This window comes from Rhizobium sp. PAMB 3182, from assembly GCF_052908355.1.
On record NZ_CM128607.1, the window covers coordinates 1,927,087 to 1,940,962 of the forward strand.

At 60.7% G+C, this 13,876-nt stretch carries 14 protein-coding genes; 6 read left to right on the top strand and 8 right to left on the bottom strand.

Annotated elements, in window-relative coordinates; translation table 11 throughout:
- Positions 1 to 221: 221 nt before the first annotated feature.
- From ACU5AZ_RS09590 to ACU5AZ_RS09605, 4 genes are all read right to left on the bottom strand, one after another.
- On the bottom strand, positions 222 to 1,535 hold the full coding sequence (locus ACU5AZ_RS09590; RefSeq protein ID WP_446825763.1) for a DUF5623 domain-containing protein: 1,314 nt from the start codon (positions 1,533 to 1,535) through the stop codon (positions 222 to 224).
- Complete coding sequence (locus ACU5AZ_RS09595; protein WP_446825764.1) at positions 1,525 to 1,668, bottom strand: hypothetical protein; 144 nt, start codon at positions 1,666 to 1,668, stop codon at positions 1,525 to 1,527. The genes ACU5AZ_RS09590 and ACU5AZ_RS09595 overlap by 11 nt, the downstream gene beginning before the upstream one ends.
- A 696-nt stretch (positions 1,669 to 2,364) precedes the next feature.
- Positions 2,365 to 3,234 (bottom strand): DUF6625 family protein, encoded by an 870-nt coding sequence (locus ACU5AZ_RS09600; RefSeq protein ID WP_446825765.1) that lies wholly within the window; start codon positions 3,232 to 3,234, stop codon positions 2,365 to 2,367.
- Between the two features lie 167 nt (positions 3,235 to 3,401).
- Positions 3,402 to 3,707, bottom strand: coding sequence for a hypothetical protein (locus ACU5AZ_RS09605; RefSeq protein ID WP_446825766.1), 306 nt, complete (start codon positions 3,705 to 3,707; stop codon positions 3,402 to 3,404).
- Positions 3,708 to 4,101: 394 nt separating this feature from the next.
- On the opposite strand from ACU5AZ_RS09605, the gene rpsO reads away from it, so the two are divergent.
- The 5 genes from rpsO to ACU5AZ_RS09630 all read left to right on the top strand — a co-directional run bounded on the left by rpsO (position 4,102) and on the right by ACU5AZ_RS09630 (position 9,623).
- Entirely contained in the window at positions 4,102 to 4,371 is a 270-nt protein-coding gene (gene rpsO, locus ACU5AZ_RS09610) for a 30S ribosomal protein S15 (protein ID WP_261931662.1), read from the top strand.
- A gap of 368 nt (positions 4,372 to 4,739) precedes the next feature.
- Positions 4,740 to 6,875: a polyribonucleotide nucleotidyltransferase gene (gene pnp / locus ACU5AZ_RS09615; protein ID WP_446825767.1), complete on the top strand. Its 2,136-nt coding sequence runs from the start codon at positions 4,740 to 4,742 to the stop codon at positions 6,873 to 6,875.
- 123 nt (positions 6,876 to 6,998) lie between these two features.
- On the top strand, positions 6,999 to 8,018 hold the full coding sequence (locus tag ACU5AZ_RS09620) for a class I SAM-dependent methyltransferase (protein ID WP_446825768.1): 1,020 nt from the start codon (positions 6,999 to 7,001) through the stop codon (positions 8,016 to 8,018).
- A gap of 127 nt (positions 8,019 to 8,145) precedes the next feature.
- A complete protein-coding gene (locus ACU5AZ_RS09625) occupies positions 8,146 to 9,168 on the top strand; it encodes an AraC family transcriptional regulator ligand-binding domain-containing protein (RefSeq protein ID WP_446825769.1) in 1,023 nt (340 codons plus the stop codon).
- A 44-nt stretch (positions 9,169 to 9,212) separates the two neighbouring features.
- The gene (locus ACU5AZ_RS09630) at positions 9,213 to 9,623 is read left to right on the top strand and encodes a helix-turn-helix domain-containing protein (protein ID WP_446825770.1); all 411 of its coding nucleotides are present in this window, start codon (positions 9,213 to 9,215) and stop codon (positions 9,621 to 9,623) included.
- Between the two features lie 49 nt (positions 9,624 to 9,672).
- Here ACU5AZ_RS09630 and fabI read toward each other — a convergent pair whose 3' ends face one another.
- The 3 genes from fabI to fabA all read right to left on the bottom strand — a co-directional run bounded on the left by fabI (position 9,673) and on the right by fabA (position 12,312).
- On the bottom strand, positions 9,673 to 10,479 hold the full coding sequence (gene fabI, locus ACU5AZ_RS09635; protein ID WP_446825771.1) for an enoyl-ACP reductase FabI: 807 nt from the start codon (positions 10,477 to 10,479) through the stop codon (positions 9,673 to 9,675).
- A 5-nt stretch (positions 10,480 to 10,484) separates the two neighbouring features.
- Positions 10,485 to 11,708 (bottom strand): beta-ketoacyl-ACP synthase I, encoded by a 1,224-nt coding sequence (gene fabB / locus ACU5AZ_RS09640; protein WP_446825972.1) that lies wholly within the window; start codon positions 11,706 to 11,708, stop codon positions 10,485 to 10,487.
- An 88-nt stretch (positions 11,709 to 11,796) separates the two neighbouring features.
- On the bottom strand, positions 11,797 to 12,312 hold the full coding sequence (gene fabA / locus ACU5AZ_RS09645; protein ID WP_446825772.1) for a 3-hydroxyacyl-[acyl-carrier-protein] dehydratase FabA: 516 nt from the start codon (positions 12,310 to 12,312) through the stop codon (positions 11,797 to 11,799).
- Positions 12,313 to 12,617: 305 nt separating this feature from the next.
- Here fabA and irrA point away from each other — a divergent pair, with 305 nt between their 5' ends.
- Positions 12,618 to 13,037 carry an iron response transcriptional regulator IrrA gene (irrA, locus tag ACU5AZ_RS09650; protein ID WP_446825773.1) on the top strand — a complete coding sequence of 140 codons (420 nt, stop codon included), beginning with the start codon at positions 12,618 to 12,620 and terminating at the stop codon, positions 13,035 to 13,037.
- Between the two features lie 38 nt (positions 13,038 to 13,075).
- Here the strand turns inward: irrA and ACU5AZ_RS09655 are convergent, their stop codons facing one another.
- Complete coding sequence (locus ACU5AZ_RS09655) at positions 13,076 to 13,711, bottom strand: trimeric intracellular cation channel family protein (RefSeq protein ID WP_446825774.1); 636 nt, start codon at positions 13,709 to 13,711, stop codon at positions 13,076 to 13,078.
- Positions 13,712 to 13,876 lie beyond the last annotated feature (165 nt).

The window sequence follows — 13,876 nt, forward strand, 5'->3', positions numbered from 1 at the left end:
AACCGCTCATCCGGCCCTGCGGGCCACCTTCTCCCCAAGGGGAGAAGGGGCGACCCCATCCACGCCGACGCTCGACCACTCCACCGACGCCACCCCAAACATGCCGTCATGCCGGACTTGGATAGAAGGTCTAGCCAAATCTTGATGCGACCCAACATAGCCCGTCGGCAGTCGAGAAGGGCGAGACGGCAGTGCGCCAAAACTCACTGCCGTCAACGTACTCAGGCTACGGTCGATTTCACCTTACTAATAAGCGAAATCGACACATCGATGCGACCAAGCTGCCGGCGAAGCGGAGCGCAGTCAGGATAAGCTGACCTCAGCATTTGCCTTAGCTCTTCAAGTATCGCGATGATGCCAGTGTGCGTACTGGCCATTCCCTGATAGTGGGGATCTACAGGCCCGTTATCATAATAAACGTCAAAGAACTCTCCGCCCTCAAGCACCCCGCGGTCGATCTCAAGGTTCATCCAGTCTTCCAAAGTAGAGCGTAGCGAGTTCATGCGATTATATACGGCATAGGGTCGCATTTTTGATTCTATCACTGCCTTGATGATGCGTCCGGCACGCTTATGCGCCTCGACTCCCATCTTAGCCGCCGGTTTTCGTAACGATTGGCCCGGGCTGTAACTGTAGGGGACAGTTGTCGCGCTTGGTAGTGGATATATTGTACCCCGAGACTTTGCTCTACGGATATCCTGCGCGGACCTCGCCTTCGGGCTTACAAATGTCTCCCACGTTGGGGATGACTCTCCGGACCAATCCGACTCTAGAAGCGGCGGAGACATATCATTTATAACCTTTACAAGCGATTCCAACTCGTAGTCCGAGCGATCATTCGTCACGATGTAAAGATCACAACTGTATGGATTATACATGCCTGGCCAAGAGGTCTTGATAACCTTCCAACCATACTGGGCGGCCCATGCAGCTCGCTCTTCTTCATTCGGCGTTCCGCGGTAGGGCTCGTCCACAAGTATGAACTGCCCAGTATTCGGATCAACCCAGCCCGTGGAATGGTCTCTATACGGCAGTTGATTCCGTGACAGAGCGAGCGGATAAGCCTTCCCATAAGCTTTATAAGGCCGTAGCCCGGTGATCTCCATAAAGCGTAGCGAACGTTGCGCAGTGCAGAGAAGTCCGCGTGCATAAGACTGCGAACCAGCCAGCATATCACTCACAAAATGATCTTCTGCGACCATTCGAAGGTCCCTGAAGCCACGAACATTCTTCAACGCCGATTTTGTGCAGATATCAAGAATGGGTTCTGAAAGGTATATTTTAAGCGTCTCACGACCGTGTTTGTGCCGCTGCTTCCTATCTTGCCAGTACATAGTCAGCATAACGTACGGTCTTGAGGGTGACTCTTCTTGCGTGTTGAGAACCCGTTGCGCATTTCTGAAGTTGGTAAAATTTGCTGCCTTGGCGGCTATATCGAGTGCTTGGGAATACTTGACCCCATGCTTCTTCCGAAGATCCGCGGCAAGACTTTTAATTCCAAGTATCGTCGTTGGACGAAGACCATCATTCAACATAATCATTCTCCCGGCATGAATCGCAAGCGTCACTCGCCAACCGCCCTTTCAAGCCCGAATGAATGTTGAAAGGATCATAGAACTTATTCGGCAATGCTGCCAGCAGCTTCGGAACGGCGAGTGCCATGCTCATGCCAAGAGCGAATCCAATATATGCCAAACCGGGCTCGCTATCAATACTTAGTCAGCAGATGCGACAGTTGCGCTTTCATTCAAACTACTGAAGCTATGTCCGATGCATTCTTTAATATCAGAGTGCACATCTTATTGTTCGCCTCACGCCACCCCGTGCAAACCACCCCACACCCAGACCACCCCCCTCCCGCAAAAAAATTCATCCCCCCTTTTCCACCCCCTTTCCGCCCCTGCCATAATACCCCCGTCCCGTACGGATACACCGCCAGGCGTGGCGGCGAGCGGGGCCGGTTCCGGGTTCGGGGGCAGACGCAGCTTCCGGATAGGGTGCTCCCCTTAAAGGAGGACCATCGGTCGTCGTTCGACGGTCGCCGGGCTTTGCGAGAAACGGTGACCCGGCGGAGACAAGGGAAAGGCAGGCCCTCTCCGACGTGCATTCCAGGGATGCGGAGGCTGACATACGGTTCGCTGCACATTGTCCCGATCCTCTTGGAGGAGACGGAGAACCGGGCTGTGAGATCCAAGTTCGCAAGGCAGCAGCCGAAGGCGGGGCGTTTCGAACGCTACACTATAAAAAATACCCTGAGGCGCTCGAAACGCCCCATCCGATCACTGGCGGTCGGGACAGCGAGACGGACGAAAACCCCGGAGGCGGACGCCTGCCGGGCGAAAGGCGCTAAGAATGATGGGGATCTCAGACTGGGCTTGTTATTCCCTCCGGCGAGATCATGAAACCGTCCCTGGCCGCTATTCTCCAGTCGCACTGGACAATCGATGGCAAGTTCGGCCATGGCGCCTCGACCATGTCACCTTTGCGCCAGCGGTTGGAATGCCACGTCATGAAATGGAGATAAAGGATGCCAGACGAGAACCGTTCATTCGTCAGCCGCCCATCCTTCCACAACCAATTCCTGGGCGCTTCCCTGATGTCCGGCCAAGGCTTGTGCGGGTGTCCGGGCGTCGTGTGACGTTCGACAAAAAGCGACTTCGGCCTGGTGATATAGCGGATCAGATGCCGACGCTTGGGACGGAAATATCGAGAAAAGATCTTCTCGTCGACATTGCGATGGTTGGGATCCTGCACCAGGCCGCGCCAGTCCTTTATGATCGTTCCGAAGCTGCGCATTTTTTGCGAATTCCTGAACACGCTCAAATGTCCCGACATCTTGTCGTCATGGGCCGATATCGCATCGAAGCTATCCAGCAGTTCGTCCGTGTAGATGCTGCGGATGTCACCCCATATCACATCCATGTCGCAGTAACCGAACGACTTGTAACCCTCGATCTCCGGGGCAAATATCAGACCGTAGAACGGCCTGAAATCGACAATTTTATAGGGCTTTATGCCGCCTATTTCCACACTGAGGGCGCAGGCGACACGCTCCTTGAAAGCGTCAAAAGACGTCTTTCTCAAAATCACGTTTGGCGCCGAATTTTCGGGTCCGTCCTGATCCGTGAAAATGAGCCAATCGATATCCGGGTTGTGCCGGCAGGATTCGATGAAAAAATTGATCCATGGCGGCCAAGTGCCGAACCACGGACAGATCAAGATCAGTCTCTTCATGGATACCATCGATGCATCCGAACGTTATGCAAGTCTTCTGTCGTAACGTATTTCAAATTTCAACAGCCACACAGCCGTTGCTTGCAGTATGTCTACTGGCGACCTGGGAACGACGTTCAATGAGCATCCTAATACCGTCAAGGCTTGAGATGCCGCCCGGGACCGGTTCAGATCCCCGAGCCGTCCAGTTCGTCGGCGTCCTCGCCTTCCCAGGGGGCGGGCATGGCGGCGCGGGCGACATTGGCCGACGGCATCGGCATCCAGCATTTGAGCTCCGGCTCGGCATATTCGATGATGCAGCCCGGCGCGCTGTCGGAGGCGCGCCAGCCCTCGCCGCCGTGGTGGTCGCCATGCGCCCAGTAGGCGAGATCGACTTCCGCCGGCCCCTGCTCGGACGAGCGGACCGTCACCAGGATCCGGCTGCCGTCCTTCGGCGCGCTCGCCATGTGGCGCCACTGGTCCTCACCTGCCATGCGGGTTCCTCCTCCCTTGTCGTTCTCACAAGTGTCGTCCCGGCCTTGCGGGCGGTCAATAGGAAGTTTGAGGCGCTGGCGTATGGCGGGGCCTCAATACATGCTCCCTCATCCTCGGGCTTGTCCCGGGGATCCAGCCGGCTCGCGTCCGCGAGCCGAAGGAACTGTCTTCCGCGCCCAGGGACTTGGGCGCACTGGATCCCCGCCACAATGGCGAGGATGAGGGAAGAGACGGCAGGGAGACGCCCCCCAAACGCCGCCCCTTCCATTTGCCATGGTTTTCGGTTATAGCGGCGCCAGCTTTGGGTTCTCCCATCGCGTTAACGGCCAAGGCTGGACGACATCCCGGCTTCTGGCGGCTTCTCAATCCTCGTTATCCAAGAAAGGAAACACGATGTCGATCACTGCAGAGCGCAAGGCTGCCCTCATCAAGGAATACGCAACTGTCGAAGGCGACACCGGTTCGCCGGAAGTCCAGGTTGCCATCCTGACCGAGCGGATCACCAACCTGACCGAACACTTCAAGGGCCACAAGAAGGACAACCACTCGCGTCGTGGTCTTCTCAAGCTCGTTTCCAGCCGCCGTTCGCTTCTTGACTACCTCAAGAAGAAGGACGAGGCTCGTTACTCGAAGCTGATCGCCAGCCTCGGCATCCGCCGCTAAGCGAATTTCCGGCGGGCGGCCTGGCCGACCCGCCGGTTCTCATTCGGGGCAGAGCGCCTCGATGAAAAGACCGTCCGCCGCGTTCGCGTCGGACACTGGCAGACCGGATGGGCCGGTCCTGCCGAGACTACAAACGTCGACCTGTCATGGGGCAGGATTGCCGGATGCTTTGCCGGGCTGATTGCCGGCTGCGGCGCATGTCCCCGATCATCGGGAGCTGCGCCGGACTTCCCGCCAAGGGTGGGGGAAGTGACGAAAGCCTCCCGTTGTCTTGCCCGTGATGTGTCGCCCAAAAAGCGGAGCCTGACCATCCTGAAGCGCGCCACGCGCTTTGCCGGACGGTCGGGCCGCATATGTAAGGACAAGATATGTTTGAGACCCACAAGGTGGAAATTGAATGGGCGGGCCGCCCGCTCATCCTGGAAACCGGCAAGATCGCCCGTCAGGCTGACGGCGCTGTTCTGGCGACCTACGGCGAAACCGTCGTTCTCGCCACCGTCGTTTCCGCAAAAGCTCCGAAGCCCGGCCAGGACTTCTTCCCGCTGACCGTCAACTACCAGGAAAAGACCTACGCAGCCGGCAAGATCCCCGGCGGCTACTTCAAGCGCGAAGGCCGTCCGTCGGAAAAGGAAACGCTGGTTTCCCGCCTGATCGACCGTCCGATCCGCCCGCTGTTCCCGGAAGGCTACAAGAACGACACGCAGGTCGTCGTCACCGTCGTCCAGCACGACCTTGAAAACGATCCGGACGTCCTGTCGATGGTTGCCGCTTCTGCCGCGCTGACGCTTTCCGGCGTTCCCTTCATGGGCCCGGTCGGCGGCGCACGCGTTGGCTACATCAACGGCGAATATGTTCTCAACCCGCATCTCGACGAGATGGACGAAAGCGCCCTCGACCTCGTCGTCGCCGGCACGCAGGACGCCGTCCTGATGGTTGAGTCCGAAGCCAAGGAACTGAACGAAGACGTCATGCTCGGCGCCGTCATGTTCGGCCACAAGGGCTTCCAGCCGGTCATCGACGCGATCATCAAGCTCGCCGAAGTTGCCGCCAAGGAGCCGCGCGAATTCGAACCGGAAGATCATTCCGAACTCGAAGCCGAAATGCTGAAGCTCGCCGAAACCGAACTGCGCGACGCCTACAAGATCACCGAAAAGGCTGCCCGCTACGCCGCCGTCGACGCCGTCAAGGCGAAGGTCAAGGCGCACTTCCTGCCGGAAGAAGGCGAAGCCAAGTACACGGCGGAAGAAATCGGCGCGATCTTCAAGCACCTGCAGGCCAAGATCGTCCGCTGGAACATTCTCGACACCAAGAGCCGCATCGACGGCCGCGATCTCGAAACCGTTCGTCCGATCGTCTCGGAAGTCGGCATCCTGCCGCGCACGCACGGCTCGGCCCTCTTCACCCGCGGCGAAACGCAGGCGATCGTCGTTGCCACGCTCGGCACCGGCGAAGACGAGCAGTATGTCGACAGCCTGACCGGCATGTACAAGGAACGCTTCCTGCTGCACTACAACTTCCCGCCCTACTCGGTCGGTGAAACGGGCCGCATGGGCTCCCCGGGCCGCCGCGAAATCGGCCATGGCAAGCTCGCATGGCGCGCCATCCGTCCGATGCTGCCGACGGCGGAACAGTTCCCCTACACGCTGCGCGTTGTCTCGGAAATCACCGAGTCGAACGGTTCGTCCTCGATGGCGACCGTCTGCGGCACCTCGCTTGCCCTGATGGACGCCGGCGTTCCGCTGGCAAAGCCGGTTGCCGGTATCGCCATGGGCCTGATCCTCGAAGGCGACCGCTTCGCGGTTCTCTCCGACATCCTGGGTGACGAAGACCACCTCGGCGACATGGACTTCAAGGTCGCAGGTACCGCCGAAGGCATCACCTCGCTGCAGATGGACATCAAGATCGCCGGCATCACCGAAGAGATCATGAAGGTCGCGCTCGGCCAGGCACAGGGTGGGCGCAAGCACATCCTCGGCGAAATGTCGAAGGCGATCAGCGAAGGCCGCGCCCAGCTCGGCGAGTTCGCTCCGCGCATCGAAGTGATGAACATCCCGGTCGACAAGATCCGTGAAGTCATCGGTTCGGGCGGCAAGGTCATCCGCGAAATCGTCGAGAAGACCGGCGCGAAGATCAACATCGAGGACGACGGCACCGTCAAGATCGCCTCGTCTTCCGGCAAGGAAATCGAAGCGGCCCGCAAGTGGATCCATTCGATCGTCGCAGAACCGGAAGTCGGCGTAATCTACGAAGGCACCGTTGTGAAGACCGCCGACTTCGGCGCCTTCGTCAACTTCTTCGGCTCGCGTGACGGCCTCGTGCACATCTCGCAGCTGGCTTCGGAACGGGTTGCCAAGACCCAGGACGTCGTCAAGGAAGGCGACAAGGTCTGGGTCAAGCTGATGGGCTTCGACGAGCGCGGCAAGGTTCGCCTCTCCATGAAGGTCGTCGACCAGACGACCGGCCAGGAAATCCCGCAGAAGAAGAAGGAAGAAGCGGCCGAGTAATCGGCCCTCACCTCACATCATTCGAGGCGCGGGGCATATCTCCGCGCCTTTTCTTTATCCGGAGCGCTTCCGTCGAAACGGGACCGCTTGCCATTGTTGCCTGATGCAACCCGAGACACGCCCATGAGCCGCGACGCGCTGAAAACCCTTTTCCATCCCTTTGCAACCGACGTCATCGCCGCGCCGGGCGCAGACGCCCGCATCCTGTTTCTGGGCGCCGAGGCCGGCTTCCAGCGTCCGCAGGGCTTCGACGCGTCGATTGCCTGCGTACAGGGCTTCCGGCCGCTCTACAACGCGCTGCAGCGCCAGGCGGGCGTCACCGTGACGCCGGAGATCGAAGGCGAAGACTATGACGGTGCGCTGATCCTCTGCGGCAAGCATCGCGGCGCCAACGAAGCCTGGCTTGCCACCGCGCTGGAGCGCGTCGTCCCCGGCGGCATGATCGTTCTTGCCGGCGGCAAGGAGGACGGCGTGCAGCCGCTCAGAAAGCGCCTCGCCGCCCTCGGCTACGCACCGGAGCACATGCCGAAGTATCATGGCGTCGCCGTCTGGTTTGCCCGGCCCGAGGACATTTCCGGCGCGCTGAAGATCTTTTCGTCTTCTCCGGTTTCCGTCGAGGGACGCTTCAGGGCCGCGCCCGGCATGTTCTCGCATGACCGCGTCGATGGCGGTTCCGAACTGCTGGCCTCGCGGCTGCCGACCGACTTCGACGGCCTCGCCGCCGATTTCGCCGCCGGCTGGGGCTACCTTTCCGTGGCACTGGCCGACAAGTCGCCGGCGACGAAGCGGATCGACCTGTTCGAGGCCGACCACGCATCGCTGGAAGCGGCCAAGGCAAACCTTGCCGCCAATTGCCCGCGTCTCGCCACCCGCTTCTTCTGGCAGGATCTCGCCGGCGAGGCGGTCAAGGAGAAATACGATCTGGTGATCATGAACCCGCCCTTCCACGAAGGCCATGCGGCCGACCCGCTGCTCGGCCAGACGCTGATCAAGGCGGCAGCCGGCGCGCTTCGCAGCGGCGGGCGCTTGATGCTGGTCGCCAATCGCGGCCTTCCTTACGAGGATGTGATGGCGGCAAGCTTCCGGCAGTTCGGCGAGACATGCCGGAACGCCCGCTACAAGGTACTCTGGGGCGCTCGGTAACGTTGTGCCTGCGGTATTAAACGGTCTTTTCTGGGTGCAAGGTCAATCTCCGCACATTTGTTAGACTCGGCGGGATTTTAGGTTTACTTTTGACGTCAATCTGAAGTCTTTTGGCGCCATTCAGTAGATGTCTAACAATATTGACCACCCTGAACCGACCGCTGCCGCGGGCCTTGCCTCGGCAATAGCCAAGCATGCGGAAGGCTACGGTATCAATATTGCGCCTCTGTGCACCAGCCTCGGCATCGATCCCACTCAGTTCTCGGATATCTCCAGCCGGATCAGCATCGACAGGATCTGCCGGCTCATGGAGGCATGCGCCGTAATCAGCGGCGATGAGGCATTCGGCCTGAAATGCGCCTCCATCTTCACCCTCGGCTCGACCGGACCGTTCGGCTACGGCCTGATGACCGCACCCGATTTCCGGGCGATGGTAACCTTCCTCTGCGACAATATCCAGTTTGCAAGCGAGGTCGATACCATCACGATGACGGCTGACAGCCGCGGCATAGAAGCGGCCTGGACGTTCTCGCCGCTGATCCTCAAGCGGGATCAGTTTGTCGACATGTCGGTGGCCCTGATCTTCCGCCACGTTCGTTCGATCGTCGGCGAGAAATCCGATCGCGTGCGCATCTGCCTGGAGCGTCCGCCACCGGAATCCGCAAGTGTTTTCAGGCAGCTGCTGAGCAAGCAGATCTCATATGCGCACCCGAGAAACATCCTGTTTTTCCCGGCGGCCCTGCTTGACCTGAAAAACCCGCGGGCGGACCAGCGGCTGTTCGAAATGATGTCGCTGCTCTGCCGGCAGATGATCCCCGAGAGCCGGCAGGCGACCGATTTCATCACCCGGGTCCGGCAGTATGTTCAGGCCAATACGGAGCGGGGAACCGACGGTATCGGCGACATCGCCAGACATTTCAACATTTCGCAGAGAACGCTGCAGCGGCGCCTTGCCGAGAGCGGCTACAGCCTCCAGAACCTGAAGGACGAGGAACGGCGACAACTCGGTTTCAGGCTCGTCACCAGCACCGATCTTCCCTTCAGCGAAGTCGCCTATCGCCTCGGATACTCGGCTCAAAGCGCTTTGACACGCTCTTTTCTCAGATGGTTTTCCGCCTCCCCCAGTCAGTTGCGCGAGAGCGCACGCTGACGCTGCACAGCGAAAACCGGTCGCGCCTCATAGGATTTCGCGACTTGTCAAAAGGTAAAACTCTGGCACGATCTGTGAAAGACGCAACGGAGGTCTATTCATATATGGGGACTTCAAAAAGCAACACGGCAATTCGCCGTGATTATCCTGGTGCCATGACGCGGACGAATGCCGGTCGGCCAGAGCCGGTGAGCTTGCCGGAATTAGGAAAGAACGCCCGAATGGCCAGCAAGGAACACGCGTCGTCTGCGGCGCCGTATCGTGATTTGTCCGAGATTGAACGCACCTGCCTGAAGCTTGTCGCAGAGGGCAAGAAGAACGCGGAAATCTCGATTTCGATGAATATGACGGAACCGGACGTCAATACCGCCCTGACCGATGCCCAGAAGAAGCTCGGCGCCAACAATCGCCTGCATGCCGTCAGCCTGGCGTTGCTGCGCGGCGTCATCCGCTGAACGCAGGCACCGAGGGCCGTTACCGGCCCTCCCATCCCTCTTTGAAAAACTAGTCCTTGTCGCTGGCGCGCAAGGCCTCAAGCGTCGGCATCGACGTGACGTTGTAACCCGCATCCACATAGTGGATTTCGCCGGTCACGCCGCCGGACAGGTCAGACAGCAGATAGAGCGCTGAATTGCCGACGTCCTCGATGGTGACGGTGCGGCGCAGAGGCGAATTCTTCTGCTGCCAGGACAGCATGGCGCGGGCATCGGCAATGCCGGCACCGGCCAGCGTGCGGATCGGGCCGGCGGAGATGGCGTTGACGCGCACCCCACGCGGACCGTAGTCGGACGCCAGATAGCGCACCGATGCCTCCAGCGCCGCCTTGGCGACACCCATGACATTGTAATTCGGCATGACGCGGACGGAGCCGCCATAGGTCAGCGTCAGCATGGCGCCGCCGGGCTCCATCAGCTCGGCCGCCCGCTTGGCGATCTCGGTGAAGGAGAAGCAGGAGATGACCATGGTGCGGGAGAAATTGTCCCGGGTGGTGTCGGCGTAAAGCCCCTTCAGCTCGTTCTTGTCGGAGAAGCCGATGGCGTGGACGACGAAGTCCAGCTTGCCCCAGCGTTCCTTGATCGCCTCGATGACACCGTCGACGGATGCGAGATCCTCGACGTCGCACGGCAGAAGGAAATCCGAACCGAGTTCGGCCGCCAGTGGCTTCACCCGCTTGCCGAGCGCCTCGCCCTGATAGGTGAAGGCCAGTTCCGCCCCCTGGGCGGCCAGCGCCTTGGAGATGCCCCAGGCGATGGAGTGGTTGTTGGCGACGCCCATGATGAGCCCGCGCTTGCCGTTCATGATACCGCTCATCGGCATTATCCCTCGTAACGCTGGAAGACGAGCGTGGCGTTGGTACCGCCGAAGCCGAACGAATTGGACAGCACGGTATCGATCTTGGCGTTGTCGATGCGCTCGCGGACGACCGGCACGCCGGCAAATTCCGGATCAAGCTCGGTGATATGCGCGCTTTCGCCGATGAAGCGTTCCTGCATCATCAGCAGGCCGTAGATGGCTTCCTGTGCGCCTGCCGCGCCCAGCGAATGGCCAGTCAGCGACTTGGTCGACTGGATGTGGGGCATCTTGTCGCCGAAGACTTCGCGGATCGCGCCGATTTCCTTCGAGTCGCCAACCGGGGTCGAGGTGCCGTGCGTGTTGATGTAATCGACATCGCCCTTCACGGTGGCGAGCGCCTGACGCATGCAACGCTTTGCACCCTCGCCCGAAGGCGCGACCATGTCGTAGCCGTCGGAGGTGGCGCCGTAGCCGGTGATTTCCGCGTAGATCTTGGCGCCGCGGGCCTTGGCGTGTTCCAGTTCCTCGAGGATCAGCACACCGGCGCCGCCGGCGATGACGAAGCCGTCACGCGACACGTCGTAGGCGCGCGAGGCGGTTGCCGGCGTATCGTTGTACTTGGACGACATGGCGCCCATGGCGTCGAACAGGTTGGACATGGTCCAGTCGAGATCCTCGTGGCCGCCGGCGAACATCACGTCCTGCTTGCCCCACTGGATCATTTCCGCCGCGTTGCCGATGCAATGCGCCGAGGTCGAGCAGGCGGACGAGATGGAATAGTTGACGCCGTGGATCTTGAACCAGGTGGCAAGCGTCGCGGATGCCGTCGAAGACATCGCCTTCGGCACCGCGAACGGACCGACCCGCTTCGGGCTGCCGTTCTTGCGGGTCACGTCGGCTGCCTCGACGATCTGCTTGGTCGACGGTCCGCCGGAGCCCATGATGATGCCGGCGCGCTCGTTTTCGGCGTAGTCCTTTTCCTCAAGACCGGAGTCGGCGATCGCCTGCTTCATCGCCACGTGGTTCCAGGCGCCGCCCTGCGAGAGGAAGCGCATCGCGCGGCGATCGACCAGGTCGGTCGGATCGAGCGAGGGCTTGCCCCATACCTGGCAGCGGAAACCGTGCTCGGCAAAATCGGGCGAGAAGGAAATACCAGACTTCGCATCGCGCAAGGAGGACGTGACTTCCGCGGCGTCGGCGCCGATCGAAGACACAATCCCAAGACCCGTTACAACTACCCGTCTCATCATGGAGGACCTTTTCTTTTTACTGTGCCCGGACGGCCGGAAATGTCGGCCGGACCGGATCGTTCGCGTCAGCGGCGAAGGGTTGGCGTCAGGCCGCCTTTTCCTGGAACAGGCCGACCCGCAGGTCGGAGGCCTTGAACACCAGCTCGCCGTCAGCCTTGACCCAGCCGTCGGCAATGCCGAGGACCAGACGGCCGCGCATGACGCGCTTGAAATCGATACCGAATTCGACAAGCTTCGTCTCCGGCGTGATCTGGCCGGTGAACTTGACCTCGCCGGTGGACAGGGCGCGGCCCTTGCCGGGCTCACCGAGCCAGCCGAGGTAGAAGCCGGTCAGCTGCCAGAGCGCATCGAGACCGAGGCAGCCCGGCATGACCGGATCGCCTTCGAAATGGCAGGGGAAGAACCAAAGGTCCGGCGTGATGTCGAACTCGGCGCGGGCAAAGCCCTTGTCGTTCGGTCCGCCGGTTTCGGAAATCTCGGTGATCCGGTGCAGCATGAGCATGGGCGGCAGGGGAAGCTGCGCATTGCCCTGGCCAAACATCTGGCCGTGGCTGCAGGTCAGGATTTCCTCATATGTATAGCTGGACTGTCGGGTACCCATGTTGTCTGCTTTCCCCCTCATTTTCTTGTCGGCAACGACACCATGTTTAAAGCGCGCCGCAAGCGATTTGAAGCGTTTCCATCGGCACGGCACCTTTTTTCCGGGCGCCTGCACCGACGATCCTTGATCGGGCCCGCATACAGTAAGGCGAGGCCAACGGCCAGAGGCAATCGCTTCAATTTTTGGATTTCCGCCATTTTACCGGGCCTTTGGCCCCCTTGAACCTATTGAAAGCGCCGCTTGTTAAAGTTATATCCCAGAGACAAGTTTAACTGCTCGAGCGTTCGGGCTCCGGAGTTTTGTGGATGACCGCTGAAACCGATATGGGTTCAGAAACAAGATTGCGCAAGTGCGGGCTTCGTCCGACGCGTCAGCGGGTGGCGCTGGCCGAGCTTCTGTTCGCCAAGGGCGACCGTCACTTGACGGTGGAGGAACTCCACGAGGAAGCCACCGACGCTGGCGTTCCGGTCTCGCTTGCCACGGTCTACAACACCCTGCACCAGTTCACCGAGGCCGGCCTGATCCGCGTTCTCGCCGTGGAGGGCGCGAAGACCTATTTCGACACCAACATCTCCGACCATCATCACTTCTTCGTCGAGGGCCGCAACGAGGTGCTCGACATCCCGGTCGGCAATATTAGCATCGACAATCTGCCGGAGCCGCCGGAAGGCATGGAAATCGCCCATGTCGACGTGGTAATCCGCCTGCGCCGCAAGGGCTGTTGACGCCCGGCCGGCTCAAACGGGGCCGGCGACCACCAGGATCACATGACATCATCGGGATGGCGGCCGGCACGCGCCTTGTAAGGCGGTATGGTCCAGCCGAAGGCCAGCGCGCCGCCGCGCACGGCAAAGGCCGCGATAAAGCCCACCAGGGCGGCGACGGCAATGCCGAGACCGGCGATGTCGGCCAACGTGAAGGCCATGGCGCCGGCCATGGCCGCGGTGATGTAGATTTCCGGCCTCAGAAGAATGCTCGGCTCGCCGGCCAGAACGTCGCGGATGATGCCGCCGACGGCGGCCGTCATAATGCCTGTGACAATGGCGATGACCGGCGATCCGGTGGCCGCAAGCCCCTTCGCCGCCCCCATGACGCAGTAGGCGGCAAGCCCGATCGCATCCAGCCAGACAAGCCAGCGATAGCGGGATTCGACCAGGTGGGCGGTGAAATAGATGAGCAGCGCGACAGCCACGCAGACGAGGATGTAGGACGGGTTCTCGACCCAGAAGATCGGACGAGAGCCGAGGATGATGTCGCGAAGCGTGCCGCCGCCGATGCCGGTGACGCAGGCCAGAAACAGGAAGCCGACGATGTCGAGCTGCTTGCGCGATGCGGCAAGGGCACCCGTAGCGGCAAACACGGCCACCCCGGCATAATCGAAAATCTGCAGCAACGGCATTTCCCCCTCCTCAGACGTGAGCCCGGCACAAGCCCCGGATAATATGCCTTTCCCCGCGGCACAAGCGCCAGGCTTCGATCGGGCACGCCCGTCGGCGCCTGATGCCGAGAGCGGCGCCTGCCGCAGCAGTCTGCCCGAGGGAGCGGAGCATGATCGTCGGACCGG